The following is a 21,717-nucleotide window of genomic DNA, read 5'->3' as shown; positions in this document are numbered from 1 at the left end:
TCGGCGGGATGGACGACCCCTGGGACGCCGAGACCGCGCAGCACTACGACACCCCCGGCACCGGCATGTTCGCGCCCGAGGTGATCGGACCCACCGTGGACCGGCTGGTCGCGCTCGCGGACGGCGGCCGGGCGCTCGAGCTCGCGATCGGCACCGGCCGCGTCGCCGTGCCGCTCGCGGAGCGCGGCGTGCCGGTCGTCGGCATCGAGCTGTCGCGGCCCATGGTCGACCAGCTCCGCACCAAGGTCGACGAGGCGACGATCCCCGTGGTCGTCGGCGACATGTCGACGGCGAGGGCGCCCGGGGAGTTCCGCCTCGTCTACCTCGTCTTCAACACCATCTCCAACCTGCTCACGCAGCAGGAGCAGGTCGCGTGCTTCCGCAACGCCGCGCGGCACCTCGCCCCCGGCGGCCGGTTCGTCATCGAGCTCTGGGTCCCCGAGCTGCGCAAGCTCCCGCCGGGCACGCAGGCCACGGTCTGGCAGTCCGAGCCCGGCTACATCGGCCTGGACACCTACGACGTCCTGCACCAGCGGGTGGTGTCGCACCACTTCCGCTTCGACGAGACCCGCGAGGCCCGGCTCGGTCGCTCGCCGCACCGCTACATCTGGCCGGCGGAGCTCGACCTCATGGCGCAGCTGGCCGGCTTCTCGCTGGAGAGCCGGGACGCCGACTGGTCCGGCGAGGAGTTCACCGCCGACTCCCGCTCGCACGTCTCGGTCTACCGGCTGCCGACGGGATGATCAGGCGGAGGGCCAGGCGACCGGTCAGCTGACCACCGCGACCCTGCGCCCGACTCTCGCCCGCTACCTGCGGATCACGTCGACCGCGACCGCCGGCAACCGAGCTCGACCCCTCAGACCTCGTAGCTGGCCAGGATCGAGCCGTTCGCCCCGACCTCGACGTGCGTGGACCGCAGGGTGACCGGCCGCGGCGCCCCGTCGACGATCGACGGCGTGCCCAGCCCGCCGACCAGCGCCGGGATGGTCAAGACGTGCAGCTCGTCCACCTGACCGGCGGCGAGCAGCGCGGCGGTGAGCCCGCCGCCGCCCTCGGCCACCACGCACTCCGCGCCGAGCACCTCGCGCAGCCGGACCAGGGCGGCCGCCAGGTCGACGCGCTGCTCCCCGGCGACGAGGTACGGGATCTGCCGGCGGCGCAGGTCGGCGAGGTAGGCCGCGGGGGTCCGCCGGCACACGAGGATCAGCAGGCTGGTCTCGTCGTCACCCGTGAACGTCCACGGCACGCGGCCCCGCCCGTCCACCACCGCGAACCACCGCGGCGTGCGGCGCGGCACGAAGTCGGTCCAGAGGTCGTCGTCGGACGCGGGCAGGTCCACCGGGCCGGCGCCGTCGGGGACGAAGGTGCCGCTGCCCTCGAGGACCACGGTCGGGCGGTGCCGCTCGATCACCTCGGCCCGTCGCGCGGCCAGCACGTGCGCGTCGGACGGCCACAGGTCCTTCCACCGCCGGTCCACCCCGTCGTCCAGCAACCGCTCGTCGCGGCTCAGGGTGATCCGGCCGTCGACGGTCGCGGTGACGGACACGATGACGCGCGGGCGGGTGGCCATCCGGGGACGGTACGGCCACCCACCCACACGCCTCAGAGCTGCCGGAGCACCTCGCGCGCGAACTTCGCCGTGTACTCCTGCAAGGCGTCGATGCGGCGCTGCACGAACCCGGCGGGGTCGTCGCCGGCCTCGATGATCGTCGGCTTGCGCCGCACGTTGCGGGAGCAGTCGAAGTGGGTGCAGATGAGGGTGCCGATGGTGTCGCCGTTGCGGCCGGGGGCGCCGGCGCGGCGGGCGACGTACATCGAGACGTCCTCCGTGGCGTAGACGTCCTCGCACCAGGCGCAGACGGCCCGTCGGCGCTTCGCGCCGGTCTCGGGCGAGCGCAGGGTCACGCCGACGAGCGTGTCGCCGACGGGCACGACGACGTACGCGCGCAACGGCGCCTTGCGGTCGATCCACCCGAGGTAGTCGAGGCGGTCCCAGCGCAGGTCCGCCAGGTCGGCGGGGAGGGTGAGCTGGGCGGCCTCGCGCTTCGAGCAGTTCACGAAGGACGCGCGGATCTGGGGTTCGGTCAGGGGGTTCATGGGGTCTCGGCTCTCGTGCGACGTGGGAGGGCACGCCTGAGCGCCGACGACGAGCGCCGGTGGTGACGCCGTCAAGGCGTCAGGCGTGCTGGGCGGGCGTCCGGTCGCCGCCTGAGCAGGCCTGGACGGCCGCCCCGCTTCCCCGCTGCATCGTGATGCGCTCCGATCCGGTGGCCGTGGGCTCGTCCCGCGGCACAGCTCGGCCTCGATGGTGCGCCGCGTCGCCCGGCGAGTCAAAGCGGAATCCATCGTGCAACCAGCAAGTTGCGCGCCACGCGGGCCACGTGCAACCCTGGTGTTGCATCGATTCGCACCCGGGAGGAACGACCATGACCCAGCAACCCGCCGTCGTCGACACGGAGAGCTACACCGTCACGCGGACCGTCCACGTGAAGGCCACCCGGGCGCGGGTGTGGGCGGCCCTCACGCGCGACGACCTCATCTCCCAGTGGTTCGGCACGTCCGCGTCGCTGCCCGACCTGCGGGTCGGCGGCGAGGGCACGTTCGGGTGGGCGGACTACGGCGAGTTCCCCGTCCGGATCGAGGAGTACGACGAGCCCGTGGTCTTCGCGTTCACGTGGGGCACGCGCGACGAGCCGATCCGCCCGGACAACTCGACGCTGGTCCGGTTCACGCTGGTCGAGGACGGCGACGCGACCGTGCTGAGCGTGGTCGAGTCGGGCTTCGGACTGCTGAACCGTGACCCCGTCGAGGCCATGAACTCCAACCGCCAGGGCTGGACCGACGAGCTCGACGAGCTGGTCGCCCTCCTCGAGGCCACGCCGTGAGCGCGACGCTGGTCCCGGTGTTCGCCGCGCTCGCGGACGACACCCGGTGGGCCGTCCTGCAGGAGCTGGGCCGGGCGGAGCTGTCGGCGTCCGCGCTGGCCACGCGCTTCCCGGTGTCCCGGCAGGCCATCGCCAAGCACCTCACGGTGCTCGCCGACGCCGGCCTGGTGGAACCCGTCCGGGCCGGCCGCGAGATCCGCTACCGCGCGCTGGGCTCGCGGCTGAGCGAGACCGCCCGCGCGCTCGAGGCGATCGGCGCCGAGTGGGACCGCCGGCTGGCCGCCATCGCGCGGCTCGCGGAGTCCCTGGACGACCTCACACCTCCGCAGTGACCTCGCGGATCACGTGCCGGGCGTTCGCGGCCAGCACCGGGTTGGTGTCGCGGTAGTACGGCAGCTGGACGAGGGCCTGCGCGAGCGCCCGGGCGCGGGCCCTCGCCCAGGTCTCGTCGTCGACCTCCAGCTCCTGCCGGAACACCGCCCGGGCCGCCGGCGGCAGCAGGTTCCAGGCGACGCCGAGGTCGAGCGTGGGGTCGCCGACGCCGATGCCGGCGAAGTCGATCAGCCCGGTGAGCCGGTCGTCGACGAGCAGGAGGTTGCCGGGCGCGATGTCCGAGTGCACCCAGGTGCGCTGCCCGTCCCACTCGGCGGTCGCGAGGGCGTCGTCCCAGATCGCCGTCACGGCGGCCGTGTCGATCTCGTCCGTGAGCGCGGCGATGTCCCGCCGGACCTGCTCGTCGCGGTCGGCCAGCGGACCGGCCTTGACGACGCCGCCGTCCAGGTCGATGGCCCGCACGGCCCGCACGAGCGCGGCAAGGTCGCGGGCCAGCGCCACGGGCTCGCGCAGGGTGCCCACCTTCGGGTTCGTGCCGGGCACCCAGGTCAGGACGGACCAGGTCCACGGGTACTCCGGGCTGGGGTGCCCGACGGCCTGCACCCGCGGGATCGTCACGGGCAGCAGCCCGTCGACGAGCGGGAGCCAGTGCGCCTCGTGGTCGACGCCGCCGCTCGCCCAGTGGATGCGGGGCAGGCGCACGACGAGCTCGTCGCCCAGCCGGAACATCGCGTTGTCCGTGCCGCTGGAGGTCACGCGCCGGACCGGGAGGTCGGACCAGCGCGGCAGCTGCGCGGCGAGCAGCCCGCGGACGAGGTCGACGGGCAGGTCGAGCTCGTCGGCGTGCATCCCGGTGGTGGCCATCCGGACCAGTCGAGCAGGGAACCTCCGCCCGGACAACGAGATAGTCGTACGGGGCTGCGCCTCGGCGTGCGCGTGCGCGATCCTGGGCCCATGGAGCTGGAGTTCAGCGGCGAGATCATCTATTGGCGCGGGCCGTCTCCGTTCCACTACGTCCCGGTGCCGGAGGCGGAGAGCGCCAGCATCAACGCCGTCTCGTCCATGGTCACCTACGGCTGGGGCGTGATCCCCGTGCTCGCGCGCATCGACGACACGGAGTGGGAGACGTCGCTCTTCCCGAAGGACGGCCGGTACCTGGTCCCGGTGAAGGCGATGGTGCGCAAGGCGGAGTACCTCGACGTCGGCGACACGGTCACGGTCCGGCTGATCCTCGGCGGCCCCCGCTGACCTGGTGACCGCGCGCAGTCGTTCGTCCGCGACGACGAGTTCCTCGTGTACACCGCCGACACGGCCGGAAATCCCGGCTGAGCCTGGCCCGCCGGGCCGTTATGGTCGGCCGCATGCCTGCGCAGCCGCCCACCGCCTTCCCGACCGACCCCGCCGCCTGGCCGGCCTTCCTCGCGACGACGGTCGACGCGTCGCTCGACCAGGCGCGCGCCCTCGTCGCGCAGCTGAAGGACGGCGCACCGCGCACGACCACCGAGGTGCTCGACCTCTGGAACGACGCGGACATCGCGCTCGGGTCGGCATCGGCCGCGGCCCACCTGCTGGCCGAGGTGCACCCCGACGCGGACCTGCGGGCGGCCGCCGAGGAGCGGGCGCAGGCAGCCGAGGACCTCGCCACCGAGCGCGGCCTGGACCACGAGCTGTGGCAGGTGCTCGCGGCGACGTCGGGCGACGGCCTGGAGCCCGGCGCCGCCCGCGTGCGCGAGCACGTGCTGCGCGACTTCCGCCGCACCGGCGTCGACCGGTCGCCCGAGGACCGCGACCGCCTGCGCGCGCTGGCCCAGCGCTGCACCGAGATCGGCCTGGAGTTCTCGCGCAACATCCGTGACGGCGTGCGCAGCATCCGGGTGCGGCCCGAGCAGCTCGACGGGCTGCCCGAGGACTTCCGCGCGGAGCACCCCGCCGACGAGGAGGGCCTGGTCACGCTGACCACCGAGTACCCGGACCTGCTGCCCGTCCGCACGTACGCGACCGATCCCGACGTCCGGCTCGCCCTGACGCGCGAGCACCAGTCGCTCGGCTGGCCGGCGAACGAGCCGCTGCTGGCGGAGCTGCTGCGGCTGCGGGCCGAGCGCGCGACCCTGCTGGGCTACCCCGACTGGCCGACCTACGACGCCGAGACCAAGATGATCGGCTCCGGCCGGGCCATCAGCGACCTCATCGAGCGGCTCGACGCCCTCACCGCGGTCCCCGCAGCCCGCGACGTCGACCTCATGCTCGCGCGCTACCGGCAGGACGTGCCGGACGCGGCGGCCGTCACCCCGGCCGACAACCTCTTCTACGAGCGGGTCATCCGGACCGAGCAGTACGACGTCGACGCGCTCGAGGTGCGGGAGTACTTCCGCTACGACGCCGTGCTGCCTGGCGTGCTCGACGTGGTGTCCCGGCTGTTCGACATCGCGCTGCAGCCGGTGGTCGCGCCGACCTGGCACGAGGACGTCCAGGTCTACGACGTCGCCGCCGACGGCGCGCCGATCGGTCGCGTGTACCTCGACATGCACCCGCGGGCGGGGAAGTTCAACCACGCCGCGCAGTTCGGCCTGGTGCCGGGCATCGCCGGGCGGTCGCTGCCCGAGGGCGTGCTCGTCTGCAACTTCCCCACGGGCCTCATGGAGCACGACGACGTGCTGACGTTCTTCCACGAGCTCGGGCACCTGGTGCACGAGGTGCTCGGCGGCCACCAGCGGTGGGCGATGTTCACGGGTGTCGCCACCGAGTGGGACTTCGTCGAGGCGCCCAGCCAGCTGCTCGAGGAGTGGGGCTGGGACGCGGGCGTGCTCGGGTCATTCGCGACGAACGCCGCCGGGGAGCCCATCCCCGCCGACCTCGTCGCCGCGATGCGTCGGGCCGACGGCTTCGCGCGCGGCGCGTGGACCCGGCGGCAGCTCAACTACACGGCCCTCTCCTACGGCTTGCACGCCGACCCGCCCGCCGACCTCGCCGCGTACACCGCCCAGGTCGACGCCCGCTTCGGCCCGTACACGCCGATCCCGGACACCCACCAGTACGCGGGGTTCGGGCACCTCGAGGGCTACGGGTCGGCGTACTACACGTATCTCTGGAGCCTGGTCATCGCCAAGGACCTGCGCACCGCGTTCACGGCCGGCCTCATGGATCCCGCGGTCGGCCGCCGCTACCGCGAGGCGATCCTGGCGCCCGGCGGCTCGGCCGACGCGGCCGACCTGGTCGAGAGCTTCCTCGGCCGGCCGTCGTCGTTCGAGGCCTTCGAGGCGTGGCTGGCGGAGGGCACGGCCTGACCGGCGATCACTCCTCCTGGGCGTAGCGGCGCAGCCGGTCCTGGACCTCGCCGTAGGCGGTCGCGGTCGGCACGGCCCGCCCGTCCCGGACGCTCGTCGCGACCGCCACGGCGGTGTCGATCGCGGCCCGGTACGGCAGCGAGCCCGTGCTGACGCGGCGGATCCCCAGGTCCGCCAGCTCCTGCAGGCTCAGACCGGGCACCACCAGTACGTTCACCGGCACCGGGATCTCGCGCGCGAGGTCGCGCAGCAGGTCCCGGTCGGCCGCCCCGGGCACGAAGATGCCGTCGGCGCCCGCGGCGACGTAGGCGAGCGCCCGGCCGACCGTCGCCCGGACCGTCGCGTCCTGGCCGAACCAGTAGGTGTCGACCCGGGCGTTGACGAACACGTCCGGGCAGCGGCCCGCGACCGCCGACACCTTCTCGGCCACCGCGGCCGGGTCGACCAGCGCGCCGTCCGCGCTGTCCTCGAGGTTGATCCCCGCGACCGCTAGGCCGGCGACGTACTCGGCGACGGCCTCGGGGTCGTCGTGGTACCCGTCCTCCACGTCGACCGAGACGGGCACCGGCAGGCGCGCGAGCCGCAGCGCCAGCTCGCGGGTGGCGTCCCGCGCGGACCGGCCGCCGTCGGGGCTGCCGGCCGCCGCGTGGATGCCGAAGCTCGTCGTCCCGACCGCCGGGAACCCCGCCTCGACGAACGCGAGAGCCGAGCCGACGTCCCAGGCGTTGGGCAGCAGCAGCGGGAGCGGTCCGGCGTGCAGCTCGTGAAAGGTCACCCACCGACCGTAGAGCGTGCAGGATGGCTTCCGTGACCCGGACCGTGCAGCTGCGTCGCTACAACGTGAAGCCCCACCTGCTCGAGGAGTTCCTCGCGTGGTGGCCCACCCGCCTCGTCCCCGCGCGGGCGGCCTTCGGCTTCACGGTCGAGTCGGCCTACCTGAACCGCGCCGTGGCGGAGTTCACGTGGGCGGTGAGCGCCGAGGGGGACGCGGAGGAGTTCGCGCGGCTCGAGCAGGTCTGGATGGCCTCGCCCGAGCGCGCCGAGGTGTTCGCGGGCATCGACGGCTGGAACGACTCGGTGGTCATCGCGCTGGTCGAGCGCCTCGCCTGACTACCCGCCGAACGCGGCCCGCCAGAACTCGGTGAAGACCGGCGTCGGCTGCGGCGACGTCCACGCGTCCGTGGTGAGCAGGATCGCGATCGTGTCGGTGACCGGGTCCGTCCACCACGTCTGCCCGAGCCCGCCGTCCCACCCGTAGGTGCCCGCGTGGCGCCCGTCGGGGGTGTCCGACAGGAACACCCCGATCCCGAGGCCCCACCCCTCCCGCCCGTCCGGGTCGTGGGCGCCGACGTGCGCGGAGGTCATCGCCGTCACGGACTGCGGCGTGAGGACCGCCGCGCCGCGGGCGCGGAGCATCGTCGCGAACGCGTGCAGGTCCGCCACCGTCGACACGAGGCCGCCGGCCGCGTCGGGGAAGGCCGGCGGCCGGGCCCACTGGCCGTCGACCTCGTCGTAGACCTCACCCAGCCAGTGCGGCCCGAACCGCGCGAGCGTCTCGGCCGGGACGTGGAACCCGGTGTCCGGCATCCCCAGCGGGTCGAGCAGCCGCTCGGCCAGCAGCTGCGGCAGCGGCGTCCCCGCGGCGCGGGCCAGCAGGACGCCGAGCACCTGCGCGCTCGTGTTGTAGAGCCAGCGCGCGCCGGGCTGCGCGGAGAGGGGGACACCGCCGAGGATCCGCATCCACTCGTCCGGTGGCGGGGACTGCTGAGGGGCGGGCGGCCCGACGGCCAGGCCGCGCTCGGCGAGAGCCCCGAGCACCGCGCCCGGGAACGGTCGGGTGAAGTCCATCCCGATGCCGAGCCGGAACTCGAGCACGTCCCGGACGGTGATCGGGCGCTTGGCGGGCACGGTGTCCTCGAGGGGGCCCTGCGGGTCGCGCAGCACGCGGCGGTCCGCGAGCTCGGGCAGCCACTGGTCGACCGGGTCGTCGAGACGCAGCACCTCGTCGTCGATCAGGGCCATCGCCAGCGCCGCGACCACCGGCTTGGTCACCGACGAGATCCGGAAGATCGAGTCCGGTCCAGCGGCACCCGCGACGCCGCTGGTCACCGACCCGCCGCGGTCCACGAGCCATGCCGCCCCGTGCACCTCGCCCGACGCCACCCGCTCTCCGACCACCTGCTCCACGTCCATGCGACCACCCTGCCCCGATGCTCTGACATCCACCCTCGGAGGTGACCTAGGTTCAGCAGCATGGAGTCTCCCGGCGACCCGGCACCGCGGGAGTCGCACGGCCTGCGGCTGATCCTCGGGATCGCGTCGGTGCTGGTCGGCGCCCTGCTGGCGGTGCGACCGTTCGCGTCGCTCGCGGTGCTCATGGTGGTGCTCGTCGTCGGCCTCACGGTCGCGGGCATCTCGGGGCTGGTGGTGCGGCACGGCGTGCTCTCGACGGTCCTGCGCGGCATCGTCTACCTCGCCGCCGCGCTCGCGATCCTCGTCTGGCCGGGCGCCTCCATCGTCGTCGCGACCGTCGTGCTGGGCGTGACGCTCGTCGTCGCCGGCGGCATCGACCTCGCCCATGCCCCGCACGTCCACGGGGCGGCCCGGGCGAGCGCGGTCCTCGGCGGCATGACGTCGATCCTGTTCGGCGTCCTCGCGCTCTCGTGGCCCGACGTCACGGTGCTGGTGGTCGCCGTCCTGTTCGGCGCGTGGCTCGTGATCGTCGGGGTGACGGAGATCGTCGGGTTCTTCCGCGGGCGGCACGAGCGGCTCGCCCTGCCCGTCCCGCGCCCCGGCACCCCGCGCACCGGCGGGTGGCAGCTGGCCGGGACCGTGCTGGGCGCGGTCGTCGCCCTCGTGCTCGTCGCGGTGAGCCTCGTCCTGCAGAGCAGGGTGCCGACGCCCGACGCGTTCTACGACCCGCCCGACGACGTGCCGGCCGCGCCCGGCCAGCTCCTGCGCAGCGAGCCGTTCGACAGCGACGAGATCCCCCACGGCGCGACCGCGTGGCGGATCCTCTACACGACCACCCGCGACGAGGGAGAGCCCGCGGTCGCGAGCGGCCTGGTCATCGCGCCGACCGCGGCGACGCCGAGCCCCGTCGTCGCGTGGGCGCACGGGACCACCGGCGCCGTGCCGGGCTGCGCGCCGTCCGTGCTGGACGACGGGCTCGCCGCGGGGGCGATGTACCTGCAGGACCAGGTGATCGACGCCGGCTGGGCGATGGTCGCCACCGACTACGTCGGGCTCGGTACGGCGGGACCGCACCCGTACCTCATCGGGCAGGGCGAGGGCCGGTCCGTCCTCGACGCCGTCCGGGCGGCCCACCAGCTTGCCGATGCCGACCTGGCCGACGAGACCGTCGTCTGGGGCCACTCGCAGGGCGGGCACGCCGCGCTCTGGGCCGGGATGCTCGCGCCGACCTACGCGCCCGAGCTCGAGATCGACGGCGTCGCCGCGCTCGCGCCCGCGAGCAACCTGCCGGGACTCGTCGACACGCTGGAGAGCGTGACCGGCGGCGAGCTCTTCGCGTCCTACGTCGTCGACGCGTACACCACGGCCTACCCCGACGTGCGGTACGAGGACCTCGTGCGCCCGAGCGCTCGGATCATCGTGCGGGAGATGGCCCAGCGCTGCCTCGCCGAGCCGGGGATCCTGGTCTCGGTGCTGACCGCGCTCTCGTTCGACAAGCCGATCTGGTCGGGCGACCCGAGCAGCGGCCCGTTCCTCGCCCGCCTCGAGGAGAACGTCCCGGCGGGGCCGATCCCGGCGCCGCTGCTGGTCGGGCAGGGCGCCGACGACGGCCTGGTGAGCCCGTCCGCGCAGGACGCTTACGTCGCCGCGCGGTGCGCCGACGGGTACGCCGTCGACTACCGCACGTACGCCGGTCGCGGTCACGTCCCGTTCGTGGAGCCGGACTCGCCGCTGGTCCCCGACCTGCTGGCGTGGACCCGGGACCGGTTCGCGGGTGCGCCCGCCGCCGATACCTGCGCCTGAGCCGGCTCAGTCGAAGAGCTCGCCCAGGAAGCTGCTGGAGCGGCGCTTCTTCGTGCCGCCGTAGTAGTCGTCGCGGTCACCGCGGGAGCCGTAGTAGGCCGACTCCGCGTCGGTGAGGTGCTCGAGCTCGCCGCGGTCGAGGAAGATCCCGCGGCAGCCGGTGCACTGGTCGATGGTCACGCCGTTGCGCTCGTAGGCGCGCATGTCCGAGCCGCACTTGGGGCAGACGAGCGGGTTCATGTGGTCTCCGTCCGATGGGGTGCCGTCGGGGGGCCAACGACCGACCCCGGCCGAGGGTTTCCTCGGCCGATCGGCCGAGCCGGCGGGCGGGCGAACGACCGATGTCCCGCGCGCCGGTAGTCGAGAGGCTCTCGTCAGGACGAGACGCGGCCCGACGAGAGGGAGTCCGATGGTTCCGAAGCACGCGTGGCGCATTCCCGCCGGCCTGATCCTGCTCAGCCTCGTGCCGATGCTCGCGGGGTCGATCCGGCTGGCGGAGCTGAGCAGCGACCCGGCCGTGACGCCGGACAACGAGCGGTTCGTCTCGATGCCGCTCCCGGTCGTGGTGCACATCGTCTGCGCCACCGTGTTCCTGCTGCTCGGGGCGTTCCAGTTCCACCCGGGGCTGCGCCGGCGCCGGCCCGCGTGGCACCGTCGGGCCGGCCGCGTCGTCGCGCCCGCCGGGATCCTCGCGGCGCTCGCGGGCCTCTGGATGGCGTCGTTCTCCGACCTCCCGGCGTCGGACGGCGCGCTGCTCGAGGTGTTCCGCTGGGTCTTCGGCTCGGCGATGGTCGCTTTCCTCGTGCTCGGCGTGGTGCACATCCGGCGCGGGGACGTCGTCACGCACAGTGCCTGGATGACCCGCGGCTACGCGATCGGCCAGGGCGCCGGGACGCAGGCCGTGATCTTCGCGCCCTGGACGCTGGCCCTGGGTGCCCCCGGCGTGACGGGGAAGGCGCTGCTCATGGCCGCGGCATGGCTGATCAACCTGGCCGTCGCCGAGTGGATCATCCGCCGGCGCCGCAGGTCCGCCGTCCGCGCGTCCCGGCCCGGCGCGCTCGTCGCGACCTGACGGGCGGCGCCGTCCGGCGCGATGTCGTCGGCGGCGGCTATCGTCGCCGGGGCCGGGTCGACGACGGGAGGCGCAGTGACGGACTGGCGACCGCTGCCGTACCACCGCGACGTCACGGCGCTCCTCGAGCGGGAGAACCCGGTGGCGATCGGCTCGCTGCGGCCGGCGCCGGGTCCGGAGCTGGGCCAGCTGCTGCTGCGCCAGACCTACCGGGTGGACGCGACGGCCCATCTCGAGGTCCACGCGGCGGTGCAGCGCGCCGCCGAGGCGCTCGGCGTGATCGTCCCTCTCGAGGTCTACGTCGACGAGGGCGGGCCCAGCACCACGGCCGAGCTGCTCTACGTGCCGGACCGCGCGGTCCTCGTGCTCGGCGGCGGGACGCTCAACCTGCTCGACGCCGACGAGCTGTGCGCGGTCGCCGGGCACGAGCTGGCCCACCACGTCCTGTGGTCCGCCGAGGGCGGCCGGTACCTGGCCGCGGCGCGACTGCTGGACGCCGCCGAGTCGGACGCCCGCACCCCGTCGGAGTACCTGGAGACCGCCCGGCGATTCCGGCTGGCCACGGAGCTGTACGCCGACCGCGGTGCGGTGCTGGCCTGCGGCTCGTTGATCACGACGGTGAGCGGCCTGGTCAAGGTGTCGACGGGGCTGGCGAAGGTCGACCCCGCGGCGTACCTGCGGCAGGCCGCCGAGGTCGATTACAGCGTGCCGAGCGCGGGCACCACGCACCCCGAGACGGTGCTGCGCGCGTGGGCGCTGCAGGAGTGGAAGGAGCGGGGCGCAGGGGCCGAGCCCGCGGTGGCGGCTGCCCTCGGTCCCCAGCTCGACCTCGCCACGCTCGACGTCCTGGGCCAGGACCGGCTTTCCGAGGTCACGCGGTCACTGGTGTGGATGCTGGTGGCCGACGACGCGGTGCGCAGCGACGAGGCCGTCGCCCTGGCCGCCGGCTACGGCGTGCTCGTCGGCACCCAGAGCCCCGCGCTCACGGACATGCCGGGCGGCCTGCCGGCCGACACCCGCACCTACCTCGCGGCGGTGCTGCTGGACTTCGCGACCGCCGACGACGACGGGGGCCTCGACGACCTCGCCGCCGTCGTCGCGCTGGCGCGCCGGGTCGGCCTCGGGCCGGACCTGCTGGCGCTGGTCGCCGCGGAGCTGGACCTGGGCGCGCGCGCGACCGCCACGCTGGCGGCCGGCTGATGCGCCACCTGATCGGCCGTGCCGTCGCGCGCGGCGGGCTGCCGGCGGACGACGTCCTCGGGCTCCTGCTGCCCATGTTCCGCACCGTGCAGAGCCTCCACGAGACCGGCCGGGTGGCCCCGCTGCGCGGGCTGGACGCGCTCGCGCACGCCGACGACGAGCCGGTGACCATCGACGTCACGCGCGCCGGCCCGCCGGTGCGCAACCGGGCTGCGCTCGCGGCCGTGGAGCGCGGCGCGTCGGCCGCGGTCGAGGTGGACCGCCGCGGGATCGTCGAGCACGACCTGTCGGGGACCGGCGCGGACGACCTGATGCTGGACGAGGGCGGGATGCGCATCGTGGCCGGGTGGCAGCGGTGGGAGCACCTGGTCGGCCACCACGACGAGCTGACCGACATCGCCAGCCTGGGCGAGCTGCTGGTCGCGCTGCTGTGCGGGCTGGACCTGGCCGACCAGGGCGACGCCGACCTGCTGCAGGAGCGGCGGAACAACCTCTTCGCCCTGGCTCCGGCCCTGCACCCGGTGCTGGCCACGGTCGCCGCCTCGATGATCGCGCCGGACCGGCGTCGGCGCGCCCAGGACCTGGCCGACGTGATCGCCCGGCTCGACACGTACCGCGACCAGCCCGAGGACTTCGACCTGGAGCGCGTGCTCGGCTCCCGTCCGGACCCGCGGGCGGCCGTGCTGGAGCACCTCCGCGACCGGCTCTTCGACGCCTCCCGCCGCAACCCGCTGCTGTACTTCCGCCCGACCGGCCGGACCGTCAACCTCACCGAGGCGTCGGTGCCGCTGGTGCTCGACGTCCGGCACGTCCGGGCGTCGCAGCTGTTCACGTGGGGCGGCCCGGCGTCCGCGCGGCTGGTGGACGGCAAGGCCGTCGACGTGGGCTCGCTGGTCCGGTGGGACGACGCCCCGTACGCCGCGGCGTCGCTCGACGCGATCATCTCGTCGGCCCGCCGGGACCGGGCCGAGTACGGGCACGACCAGCTGCGGCTCGTCGTCGCGTTCCTGCGCTGGCACGACGTGAAGAACGACCCCGGCACCCCGATCGAGTCGCCGCTGGTGCTGGCGCCGGTCACGCTCACCAAGCAGCGGGGGGTCCGCGACGCCTACCGCCTACAGCTGACGGGCACGGTCGCCGAGGTCAACCCCGTGGTGCGCCACCAGCTGGACGAGCTCTTCGGGCTGCGGCTGCCGGAGACGGTCGACCTGGCCGACGACGGCGCGGTCGAGCAGCTCCGCGCGAGCATCGAGCAGCAGGCCCGCAGGACGCAGCCCGCGGTCGTGGTCGGCCTCGTCGACAAGCCGCGCATCGAGCTGGTCCGGCACCGCGCCCAGGTGGCCCTGCAGGCCTACCGCCGGCGCCGGCCGTCGTCCAGCCCCGCGGTCGGGCACCGGCAGTACGCGTACTCCTACCGCCGGCCCGGGTGGGCGCCGCTCGGCGTGCAGATCTTCCGCGACCGGATCGAGCGGCAGCCGATCCCGATGTCCGTCGAGCTGGGTGATCGGCCCGTCGCCCAGCACGTGACCGAGGTCGACACCTTCTCCGTGCAGGCGCACGGCGACGAGAACCCGTACACGTGGGACGTCGACCTCACCATGGTCACGCTCGCCAACTTCAACTACCGGACGCTCAGCCTGGTCCGCGACTACGACTCCCTGCTGGCCGAGCCGATGCCGAACGCCGCGTTCGACGAGCTGTTCTCGACCGCGCCGCGCGACGTCGCCCCCACCGGCGCATCGATCCCGACGACCGACCGCTACCTGGTGGTCCCCGCAGACGCGTCGCAGGTCGCGGCGGTCGCGCAGGCCCGGACCGGCGACAACTTCGTGATCCAGGGGCCGCCGGGCACGGGCAAGTCGCAGACGATCACCAACCTGGTCGCCGACTTCGTCGCGCACGGCAAGCGCGTGCTCTTCGTGTGCCAGAAGCGCGCGGCGCTCGACGTCGTGCACGCCCGGCTGCGGGCGCAGGGGCTCGACGAGATCTGCACGCTGGTGCACGACAGCCAGGAGGACAAGAAGGAGTTCGTGCACGGCCTGCGCGCCACGTACGAGCGGTGGCTCCTCGACGCCGAGCCGCTCGACGCGGTCGAGGCGCGACGGACGGCCCTGATCGAGGCGACGACGGCGGCGCTGGCGGAGGTCGGGCGGTACGAGGAGGCCCTCGGGTCCGACGGCGGCGGCGTGCCCGTGCACGAGGTGCTCGAGCGGCTGGTCGCGCTGCGCGCGTCCCGCTGGGGCGCCGAGCTCACGCCTGGCGAGCAGGCTCTGCTCCCCGAGCCGGGCGCGTGGGTGCCGGTCCGACCGCTGGTCGACGCGCTCACGGGCGCTCTGGCGCGCGCCGGCGCAGCGCCCGTGCTCGCGCGCACGCCCGTCCGGCTGGTCGACCCGGCCGTGCTCGACCAACCCCGCGCGGACGCCGTGGTGGCGCAGCGCGCCGCCGATGCCGTGGGGACGCTCGACGCCGTGCTCGCCGTCCTCGTCGCTGGTGGGGCGTCGACGGACGGCGACGGCCTGACGGTCGACGACGCCGACGCCGTCGGCCAGATGCACGCCGTCCTCGCGCCGCTGGTCCAGCGAGGGCTGGGGTCGGCGGTGACGCCGCGCACCCCCGAGGCCCGGCGCCTCGAGGAGTCGGCGGTGGCCTGGCGCGACGTCGAGGCGGCAGCCGACGCGGCGGACCGGGCCGCGGCGGGCTGGCGCCAGCCGCTGTCGGCAGCCGACGCGGTCGCCGCCCTCGAGATCGCCCGGCGCCGGGAGGCCTCGTTCTGGAAGTTCCTCGACGGGGGCTGGCGGCGCGTGCGGCGGCTCGTCGAGTCCGGGTTCGACGCCGCCGACCGGCAGGTGCGGCCGTCGGCCGTCCAAGCCCTCGAGCTGCTGGTCGCGCGGTACGACACGGCCGCGCGTGCGGACGCCCTGTCCCAGCAGCTGGCGCGCGACTGGGGCCACGCCGACCTCGCGGTGCTGACCGAGCGGGTCGCGGCGATCCGGCGGTACACCGGGACCCTCGCGGTGTGGCGCGCGCGCCTCGCCGACGAGCAGCCCGACGACGTGCTCGACCGCCTGCCGGAGCTGGTGGAGGCGGTCCGGCCCGCGCTCGACGGTCTGGTCGCGGGCGCCGACGACCTGCCGATGGCCGCCCTCCGCGACGAGCTGCGCGGGCTGACCGGGCCGGACGGGCAGGCGCTCGTCCGCGCCGTCGCGGCCCCGCTGCGCGACCTCGCGTCCAGCCCGTCGACGCTGCGCGCGCTGCGGGCCCTCGACGCGTCGCCCGACCAGCTCGAGTACGCGGTCGTCGCGGCCTCGATGGGCGAGGCCCGCGCCCAGCTGCCCGCGCTCAGCCGGCTCGACGGCGACCGCCTCGCCGACCTGCTCGACCGGGTGGCGGAGCAGGCACCGGCGCTCCAGCGCGCCAACGCCGAGGTCATCACGGCCCGGCTGCGCGCCCGGTTCGCCGCCGCGGTCGCGCACTCGCAGCGCAGCGTCAGCGGGATGGACCTCGAGGCGCGCGCCGCCAAGGCGGTCTGGATGGCCGGGCGTCGCGAGCTCGAGCACGAGTTCGGCAAGGTCCGGGCGTACAAGTCGATCCGGTATCTCGCGTCGGCGGACCCGGGGGCTGTCGTCGCGGCGATGCGGCCCGTGTGGCTGATGAGCCCGTCGTCGCTGTCGGACACGTTGCCGCTCGAGGGCTCGTTCGACGTCGTGATCTTCGACGAGGCCAGCCAGATCCCCGTCGAGGAGGCTGTCCCCGCGCTGTTCCGGGGCGCGCAGGTGATCGTCGTCGGCGACCGGATGCAGCTCCCGCCCACCCGGTACTTCCAGGCGGGCGGCGGCGCGGCCGAAGCGCCGGCGGACGACGACGTCGACGACGCCCCGGTGGGCTCCGTCCTCGACTCGGACAGCTTCCTCGCGGTCGGGTCGGTGCGGCTGCCGTCGACGATGCTCACCTGGCACTACCGCAGCCAGTACGAGGCCCTCATCCAGTTCAGCAACGCGGCGTTCTACGAGGGCCGGCTCACCACGATCCCGGACCGGACCCTCACCCACGTGCGCGCGCGCCCGCTCGAGCTGACGGTCGGGTCGTCGCCCGCACCGTCGGACGTCACGAGCGCCGTCGACGGGCTGCTCGAGCGGAGCATCAGCGCGATGCGCGTGCTCGACGGCGTCTACGCCCAGCGGACCAACGCGCAGGAGGCGGTGTGGATCGCGCACCTGGTCCGCGAGCTGCTGGCGCGAGAGACCGGGCAGACGCTCGGGATCGTCGCGTTCTCGGAGGCGCAGCAGTCGGAGATCGAGCGCGCGCTCGACCGGCTCGCCCGCGACGACCCGGAGTTCGACAGGCGATACGACGCCGAGGTCGCGCGCGAGGAGGACGGCCAGGTGGTCGGGCTGTTCGTGAAGAACCTCGAGAACGTCCAGGGCGACGAGCGCGACATCATCCTCATGAGCGTCTGCTACGCCGCCGGGCCCGATGGGCGCATGCGCATGAACTTCGGCCCGATCAACAATGCGGGCGGCGAGAAGCGGCTCAACGTCATCTTCAGCCGCGCCCGCCGGCACATGGTGTTGGTCAGCAGCATCGACCACACCGCGATCACCAACGTGTACAACGACGGCGCCAACACGCTGCGCGGGTTCCTGCACTACGCCGACGCGGTCTCCAACGGCGACGCCGCCGCGGCCGACGGGGTGCTGGCGGGGCTGCGGGAGCGGGCCGGGCGTCCCGTCGCCCCGGCGCCGGGACCGATCGTGGAGCAGATCGCCGACGCCCTGCGCGCGGTCGGCGTCGCTGTCGTCGAGGGCGTCGGGCAGTCGGCGTTCCGGTGTGACCTGGCGCTGCGCCCGCCGGGGTCGCCGGTGCACACCGTCGGCGTCCTGGTCGACCAGTCGTCGCGCCTCGCCGACCTGTCCCTCGACGAGCGCCGCATCACGCAGCCCACCGCCCTGCGGTCCGGCGGCTGGCGCGTGATCCAGGTGCTGGCCGCCGAGTGGGAGTCGGACCCCGACCAGGTCGTGCGCCGTCTCGCAGCCGCCGTGGGCTTGCCGGACCGGCAAACCACGTTGCCTTCTACGGCGACCGCCGTCGACGCTGAGAGCCATGACTGAGCGCACCCACGCCCACACGCACACCGAGAACCGCCGGAGGGACGCCGCGACCGCCGACCCCGTGCTCGCTTCTCCTCCGAACGCCGAGCCCACCCACCGGCACACCCACGGCGAGAACTACTGGGAGGAGCGCTACGCCACCGTCGACCCCTCGTGGGGTACTCGCCCGAACGCGGTCGTCGTCGACGTGGTGACAGCCCTGCTCCCGAAGCCCGGCCGGGCCGCCGACCTTGGTTGCGGTCACGGCGGCGATGCCCTCTGGCTGGCGTCGCTCGGATGGCAGGTCACCGCGGTCGACGCGTCGTCCGTCGCCCTGACGCGCGTCGCGCAGACCGCCGCCGACGCCGGCCTGACCGACCTCGTGACCACCGAGCAGCACGACCTTCGCGAGTCGATGCCCGCCGGACCCTTCGACCTGGTGTCGGCGACCTACCTCCACGGCCCGGCGGAGTTCCCGCGCAGCGCGGTCCTGCACCGCGCCGCCCAGCTCGTGACGCCCGGCGGCCTCCTGCTGGTGGTCGAGCACGCGTCCGTCTCGCCGTGGTCGTGGAAGAAGGACGCCACCTTCCCGACGCCCGCCGAGTCGCTTGCCTCGTTCCACCTGAGCGACGGCTGGGACGTGGAACGCCTGGACGCCCCTCAGCGGATGGCGACCGGCCCAGCGGGCGAGGTCGCGGAGGTCACCGACAACGTGATGGCGGTCCGCCGCTCGCTCTGAAGGTCGCTCGCGCCGACCACCCGCTCATGCTGACCGTCGTTCGCGCTGCCCATCCGCTCGCCCTGACCGTCGCTCGCTCTGCCCATCCGCTCGCCCTGACCGCGTCGCGCTCTGACCGCGGCGAGCCCTGACCGCCGCTCGCCCGACCGGGTGATCGCATCGGGCGGTGGACTTCCTGGAGCAACAACGCCCCTACGGTGCCCGGATGACAACACGGCGCTGGGGCCTCGCTGCAGTTGTCTTCGTCAGCATCGTCACCGTCCTGGTCTCGGCGTTCCTCTGGGTCATCGGCCTGATCGGCGGATCGGGCTTCATGGCGTCGACGCCGAGCCAAGGGGCAGTCGTCGGAGGGGTCGTGGTCCGCGTCATCGCGGTCCTTCTGTGGGGTCTCCCCGTCGTGGTCGCCCGGCAGGAGCTCGGCGCCCGCGCCGCCCGCACGACTGCCGTGCTGCTGGGCTCCTGTCTGGCTGTCGCCCTGACGCTGACGCTCCTCGGCAGCCTGTGGTGAACCGTCGGAGGGCGGAGGACGGGCACCGAGGGTGCCGTCCGCAGGTCAGAAGGGTGGGTCGCCGATGTCGGGTGGTGGTGGTCGGTGCTCGAGCGCGTCGGGTGAGACCAGGACCAGGACCGGGCTGCGCGCGTAGGTCAGCCCGTGCCGGTCGGTCCAGGTCGAGACCCCAGTGGTGGGGTTGTAGGTGACCTGCCACCAGCCCTTGGTCTTGGCTTGGTGGTGGTGTTTGCAGAGGGCGTGGAGGTTCGCCTCGCACGTTTGGGTCTCGTGACCCTGGTCGGTCGTGGTGCGGTTGTGGTCGTAGGGGATGCGGTGGTCGAGCTCGCACCGGGTGGCCGGCTGGCGGCAGCCGGGGAAGGTGCACGTGACATCCCGCGCCTGGACGGTGCGGGTCAGGTCCGCACCCGGCCGGTAGGACTGGGTGCCGACCGAACACACCTGCCCGGTGGCCGGGTCGGTCAGCACCCGCCGCCAGGTGGCGTCCTGGGCGAGCTCGCGGGCGACCTGGGCCGGGATGGGCCCGTAGGAGCCGAGGTACCCGGGGTTGTCGTCGAGGCCGAGCAGGGTGGACGCGGCCACAGAGACCTGCAGGGCGGCGCGTTGCCCGTGCCGGGTGGGTAGTGGGGTGCCGTCCGGGGTGGCCTGCCGGTCCAGGATCCCGGTGAAGATGTCACTGAATGCGTCCGCGCGCCGCTGATCCACGCTCCGCTGGTCACCGTCGACGGCACTGTTCCCGGCCAGGGCGTCGATCGCGGTGAACGCCGCCGTCGCCTCCGCGGCGGGCAGGTAGGCGATCAGGCGGGCCATCGCATCGGGGGCCAGCTCCAGGAACACCCCGCGCCGCTCGCGTTCGGCGCGGCGCCGCTTCTCGGGGACGTCGGGGTTGACCGCGAGCAGCACGGCCCGTACGTGCCGGGTCAGCTGCGGGGCGGTCAGCTCGGCGGCGTGGTTCACGGCGTCGGCGACCACCCGGTCGATGACGTCGCGGTCCAGACCGGCACCGCCCGTGTGGATCTCGGCCAGGATCACGTCGATCTTGCGCGCCTCCAGAGCACCGGCCGCCCACGCGTCGGCCAGCACCGGGTGGTCCGCGACCGCGTCCGCGCGCAGGAACAGGGTCTCGGCCAACCGGCGGGTGCAGACCAGGGCGCACGCGAGCTCGTCGGGGACGTGCCGCAACGCGTCCACGGTGCGCGCCTCGATCTCCCGGATCACCGCCGCCTGGGCGGCCTGCAGCATGTTGACCGCCTGCGTCATCGCGGCCACCGTGCTCACCAGTGCGACATCCGAGACGTCCGCGACCGGCACCGAGACCAGCATCGCGACCAGGTCATCGACCCGCACACCCGGCACCGGCACCTCCGCGGCGGCCAGGTCCACGACCCGCACACCCGGACCAGGCACCGGCGCGGCACCCGGACGCGACCCGTGCCCCGAGTCCGCCCACACCATCAGCGGGGACACGGTTGGAGGGGGAGCAGGAACGGTGGGCGGCGTAGCGGAGCCAGCGGCCACGGCATAAGGCGGCGTCATGTGTGCGCGAGGCTCGTCGAGGATCGCTGTCATCACCGCTACCTCCGCTCACCTGCGACCACCGCTCCCTGCGGCTATCGAACAAGTGTACGACTGACCACTGACGCACCGGCGGGTGGCCTGTGGAAAGAGGCTCGTGGAAAGACGGGGTACGCGACCGCCGACTCTTACGCGTCGAGTTGCTATCGCGGAGCGCCCAGACCCAGCTGGATCGCAAGGGGTTCCCGCATCTCGTGAGCGCAGCTGGTCGGCAACGCCGCTGGTGTCGCGTGGTCGGCGACCCCGCGCTGGCGTTGCGCTCGACAGCGGCGTTCAGCGACCGATGCTGTTCGGCGACCCGGTCCCGTTCAGCGACCAATGTTGTTCAGCGACCGGGTGTTCTTCAGCGACCGTTCTCGTTCAGCCACCGGGTGTTCCTCAGCGACCGTTCCCGTTCAGCGACCGGGCGCGCTTCAGCGGCCGTTCCCGTTCACCGATCGGCGACGATCCACGTCGCTCGCGTCCACCGACCGCAGCACGCGGCACGGCACGCCGACGGCGACCACGCGGGGCGGGATGTCCTGCGTGACCACGCTGCCGGCGCCGATCACGGAGCCGGCGCCGACGGTGACGCCGGGCAGGATCGTGACGTTCGACCCGATCCACACGTCGTCCTCGATCCGCACCGGCAGTGAGAACTGCTTCCCGCCGGCACGCTCCTCGGGGACGGTCGGGTGGCCGGCGGTCGAGATCGTGACGTTCGGCGCGAGCATCACGCGGTCGCCGATGTGGATGTCGGCGTCGTCCACGAGCACGAGGTTGAAGTTGGCGTAGAACTGCGAGCCGACGTGCACGTGCGAGCCGTAGGAGACGTGGAGCGGCGGCTCGATCCAGGCGTCGGGGCCCACGGAGCCGAGCAGCTCCTGCAGGATCGACGTCCGGCGGGCAGCCTCGCCCGGGCGCGAGTGGTTGAAGTCGTACGTCAGCTCCTTGCCGGCCACCCGCTCGGCCTCGAGGGCCTCCAGGCCCGGCCCGAAGTCCACGTAGAGCCCGCCGTCGTTCATCACGGCACGGACGGCGTCGTACTCGTCGGTCATC

The 21,717-nt window shown here is 74.0% G+C and carries 20 protein-coding genes; 12 read left to right on the top strand and 8 right to left on the bottom strand.

Features of this window, described 5'->3' with window-relative positions:
- Positions 1 to 8 precede the first annotated feature (8 nt).
- Positions 9 to 743, top strand: a complete 735-nt coding sequence (locus AC1DT4_RS13320; RefSeq protein ID WP_477090274.1) for a class I SAM-dependent methyltransferase — start codon at positions 9 to 11, stop codon at positions 741 to 743.
- Between the two features lie 113 nt (positions 744 to 856).
- On the opposite strand, the gene AC1DT4_RS13315 is transcribed toward AC1DT4_RS13320, so the two are convergent.
- Both AC1DT4_RS13315 and AC1DT4_RS13310 read right to left on the bottom strand, forming a co-directional pair.
- Positions 857 to 1,570, bottom strand: coding sequence for a RibD family protein (locus AC1DT4_RS13315; RefSeq protein ID WP_477090273.1), 714 nt, complete (start codon positions 1,568 to 1,570; stop codon positions 857 to 859).
- A gap of 32 nt (positions 1,571 to 1,602) precedes the next feature.
- A complete protein-coding gene (locus AC1DT4_RS13310) occupies positions 1,603 to 2,097 on the bottom strand; it encodes an FBP domain-containing protein (RefSeq protein WP_477090272.1) in 495 nt (164 codons plus the stop codon).
- A gap of 329 nt (positions 2,098 to 2,426) precedes the next feature.
- Between AC1DT4_RS13310 and AC1DT4_RS13305 the strand changes: the two genes are divergently transcribed.
- Both AC1DT4_RS13305 and AC1DT4_RS13300 read left to right on the top strand, forming a co-directional pair.
- Positions 2,427 to 2,885, top strand: a complete 459-nt coding sequence (locus AC1DT4_RS13305) for an SRPBCC domain-containing protein (RefSeq protein ID WP_477090271.1) — start codon at positions 2,427 to 2,429, stop codon at positions 2,883 to 2,885.
- A complete protein-coding gene (locus tag AC1DT4_RS13300; protein WP_477090270.1) occupies positions 2,882 to 3,217 on the top strand; it encodes an ArsR/SmtB family transcription factor in 336 nt (111 codons plus the stop codon). The genes AC1DT4_RS13305 and AC1DT4_RS13300 overlap by 4 nt, the downstream gene beginning before the upstream one ends.
- Here AC1DT4_RS13300 and AC1DT4_RS13295 read toward each other — a convergent pair.
- Positions 3,201 to 4,082 carry an aminoglycoside phosphotransferase family protein gene (locus tag AC1DT4_RS13295; RefSeq protein WP_477090269.1) on the bottom strand — a complete coding sequence of 294 codons (882 nt, stop codon included), beginning with the start codon at positions 4,080 to 4,082 and terminating at the stop codon, positions 3,201 to 3,203. The genes AC1DT4_RS13300 and AC1DT4_RS13295 overlap by 17 nt on opposite strands.
- Positions 4,083 to 4,172: 90 nt before the next feature.
- Here AC1DT4_RS13295 and AC1DT4_RS13290 point away from each other — a divergent pair, with 90 nt between their 5' ends.
- Together AC1DT4_RS13290 and AC1DT4_RS13285 are read left to right on the top strand one after the other, a co-directional pair.
- The gene (locus AC1DT4_RS13290; protein WP_477090268.1) at positions 4,173 to 4,466 is read left to right on the top strand and encodes a DUF1905 domain-containing protein; all 294 of its coding nucleotides are present in this window, start codon (positions 4,173 to 4,175) and stop codon (positions 4,464 to 4,466) included.
- 113 nt (positions 4,467 to 4,579) lie between these two features.
- Entirely contained in the window at positions 4,580 to 6,502 is a 1,923-nt protein-coding gene (locus AC1DT4_RS13285; RefSeq protein ID WP_477090267.1) for a M3 family metallopeptidase, read from the top strand.
- A gap of 7 nt (positions 6,503 to 6,509) precedes the next feature.
- Here AC1DT4_RS13285 and AC1DT4_RS13280 read toward each other — a convergent pair whose 3' ends face one another.
- Positions 6,510 to 7,277: an isocitrate lyase/PEP mutase family protein gene (locus tag AC1DT4_RS13280; RefSeq protein WP_477090266.1), complete on the bottom strand. Its 768-nt coding sequence runs from the start codon at positions 7,275 to 7,277 to the stop codon at positions 6,510 to 6,512.
- 32 nt (positions 7,278 to 7,309) lie between these two features.
- Between AC1DT4_RS13280 and AC1DT4_RS13275 the strand changes: the two genes are divergently transcribed.
- Positions 7,310 to 7,612 (top strand): hypothetical protein, encoded by a 303-nt coding sequence (locus AC1DT4_RS13275; protein ID WP_477090265.1) that lies wholly within the window; start codon positions 7,310 to 7,312, stop codon positions 7,610 to 7,612.
- On the opposite strand, the gene AC1DT4_RS13270 is transcribed toward AC1DT4_RS13275, so the two are convergent.
- Complete coding sequence (locus tag AC1DT4_RS13270; protein ID WP_477090264.1) at positions 7,613 to 8,695, bottom strand: serine hydrolase domain-containing protein; 1,083 nt, start codon at positions 8,693 to 8,695, stop codon at positions 7,613 to 7,615.
- A 60-nt stretch (positions 8,696 to 8,755) separates the two neighbouring features.
- Here AC1DT4_RS13270 and AC1DT4_RS13265 point away from each other — a divergent pair, with 60 nt between their 5' ends.
- Positions 8,756 to 10,498 carry a lipase family protein gene (locus AC1DT4_RS13265; RefSeq protein ID WP_477090263.1) on the top strand — a complete coding sequence of 581 codons (1,743 nt, stop codon included), beginning with the start codon at positions 8,756 to 8,758 and terminating at the stop codon, positions 10,496 to 10,498.
- Positions 10,499 to 10,504: 6 nt separating this feature from the next.
- Here the strand turns inward: AC1DT4_RS13265 and AC1DT4_RS13260 are convergent, their stop codons facing one another.
- A complete protein-coding gene (locus AC1DT4_RS13260) occupies positions 10,505 to 10,738 on the bottom strand; it encodes a TFIIB-type zinc ribbon-containing protein (RefSeq protein WP_477090262.1) in 234 nt (77 codons plus the stop codon).
- Positions 10,739 to 10,907: 169 nt separating this feature from the next.
- On the opposite strand from AC1DT4_RS13260, the gene AC1DT4_RS13255 reads away from it, so the two are divergent.
- The 5 genes from AC1DT4_RS13255 (at position 10,908) to AC1DT4_RS13235 (ending at position 19,104) form a co-directional block, all read left to right on the top strand.
- The gene (locus AC1DT4_RS13255) at positions 10,908 to 11,570 is read left to right on the top strand and encodes a DUF2306 domain-containing protein (protein WP_477090261.1); all 663 of its coding nucleotides are present in this window, start codon (positions 10,908 to 10,910) and stop codon (positions 11,568 to 11,570) included.
- A 75-nt stretch (positions 11,571 to 11,645) separates the two neighbouring features.
- On the top strand, positions 11,646 to 12,770 hold the full coding sequence (locus AC1DT4_RS13250) for a M48 family metalloprotease (RefSeq protein WP_477090260.1): 1,125 nt from the start codon (positions 11,646 to 11,648) through the stop codon (positions 12,768 to 12,770).
- Positions 12,770 to 17,878: an AAA domain-containing protein gene (locus AC1DT4_RS13245; RefSeq protein WP_477090259.1), complete on the top strand. Its 5,109-nt coding sequence runs from the start codon at positions 12,770 to 12,772 to the stop codon at positions 17,876 to 17,878. Before AC1DT4_RS13250 ends, AC1DT4_RS13245 begins: the two co-directional genes overlap by 1 nt.
- Positions 17,871 to 18,596, top strand: a complete 726-nt coding sequence (locus AC1DT4_RS13240) for an SAM-dependent methyltransferase (RefSeq protein WP_477090258.1) — start codon at positions 17,871 to 17,873, stop codon at positions 18,594 to 18,596. Before AC1DT4_RS13245 ends, AC1DT4_RS13240 begins: the two co-directional genes overlap by 8 nt.
- 205 nt (positions 18,597 to 18,801) lie before the next feature.
- Positions 18,802 to 19,104: a hypothetical protein gene (locus AC1DT4_RS13235; RefSeq protein ID WP_477090257.1), complete on the top strand. Its 303-nt coding sequence runs from the start codon at positions 18,802 to 18,804 to the stop codon at positions 19,102 to 19,104.
- A gap of 45 nt (positions 19,105 to 19,149) precedes the next feature.
- Here AC1DT4_RS13235 and AC1DT4_RS13230 read toward each other — a convergent pair whose 3' ends face one another.
- Together AC1DT4_RS13230 and AC1DT4_RS13225 are read right to left on the bottom strand one after the other, a co-directional pair.
- Positions 19,150 to 20,571, bottom strand: coding sequence for an HNH endonuclease signature motif containing protein (locus tag AC1DT4_RS13230; protein ID WP_477090256.1), 1,422 nt, complete (start codon positions 20,569 to 20,571; stop codon positions 19,150 to 19,152).
- 521 nt (positions 20,572 to 21,092) lie between these two features.
- On the bottom strand, positions 21,093 to 21,716 hold the full coding sequence (locus AC1DT4_RS13225; protein ID WP_477090255.1) for a sugar O-acetyltransferase: 624 nt from the start codon (positions 21,714 to 21,716) through the stop codon (positions 21,093 to 21,095).
- Position 21,717 lies beyond the last annotated feature (1 nt).

The organism is Cellulomonas sp. P4_D11 (assembly GCF_056401915.1).
The sequence above is the reverse complement of the archived record's forward strand: the minus strand, read 5'-3'. Positions and strand labels throughout refer to the sequence as shown.

Bases quoted from the DNA above. Each gene is read 5' to 3' on its own strand.
- AC1DT4_RS13320 (WP_477090274.1), top strand. From the start codon at position 9: ATGGACGACCCCTGGGACGCCGAGACCGCGCAGCACTACGACACCCCC.
- AC1DT4_RS13315 (WP_477090273.1), bottom strand. From the start codon at position 1,570: ATGGCCACCCGCCCGCGCGTCATCGTGTCCGTCACCGCGACCGTCGAC.
- AC1DT4_RS13310 (WP_477090272.1), bottom strand. From the start codon at position 2,097: ATGAACCCCCTGACCGAACCCCAGATCCGCGCGTCCTTCGTGAACTGC.
- AC1DT4_RS13305 (WP_477090271.1), top strand. From the start codon at position 2,427: ATGACCCAGCAACCCGCCGTCGTCGACACGGAGAGCTACACCGTCACG.
- AC1DT4_RS13295 (WP_477090269.1), bottom strand. From the start codon at position 4,082: ATGGCCACCACCGGGATGCACGCCGACGAGCTCGACCTGCCCGTCGAC.
- AC1DT4_RS13290 (WP_477090268.1), top strand. From the start codon at position 4,173: ATGGAGCTGGAGTTCAGCGGCGAGATCATCTATTGGCGCGGGCCGTCT.
- AC1DT4_RS13285 (WP_477090267.1), top strand. From the start codon at position 4,580: ATGCCTGCGCAGCCGCCCACCGCCTTCCCGACCGACCCCGCCGCCTGG.
- AC1DT4_RS13270 (WP_477090264.1), bottom strand. From the start codon at position 8,695: ATGGACGTGGAGCAGGTGGTCGGAGAGCGGGTGGCGTCGGGCGAGGTG.
- AC1DT4_RS13265 (WP_477090263.1), top strand. From the start codon at position 8,756: ATGGAGTCTCCCGGCGACCCGGCACCGCGGGAGTCGCACGGCCTGCGG.
- AC1DT4_RS13260 (WP_477090262.1), bottom strand. From the start codon at position 10,738: ATGAACCCGCTCGTCTGCCCCAAGTGCGGCTCGGACATGCGCGCCTAC.
- AC1DT4_RS13255 (WP_477090261.1), top strand. From the start codon at position 10,908: ATGGTTCCGAAGCACGCGTGGCGCATTCCCGCCGGCCTGATCCTGCTC.
- AC1DT4_RS13245 (WP_477090259.1), top strand. From the start codon at position 12,770: ATGCGCCACCTGATCGGCCGTGCCGTCGCGCGCGGCGGGCTGCCGGCG.
- AC1DT4_RS13240 (WP_477090258.1), top strand. From the start codon at position 17,871: ATGACTGAGCGCACCCACGCCCACACGCACACCGAGAACCGCCGGAGG.
- AC1DT4_RS13235 (WP_477090257.1), top strand. From the start codon at position 18,802: ATGACAACACGGCGCTGGGGCCTCGCTGCAGTTGTCTTCGTCAGCATC.
- AC1DT4_RS13225 (WP_477090255.1), bottom strand. From the start codon at position 21,716: ATGACCGACGAGTACGACGCCGTCCGTGCCGTGATGAACGACGGCGGG.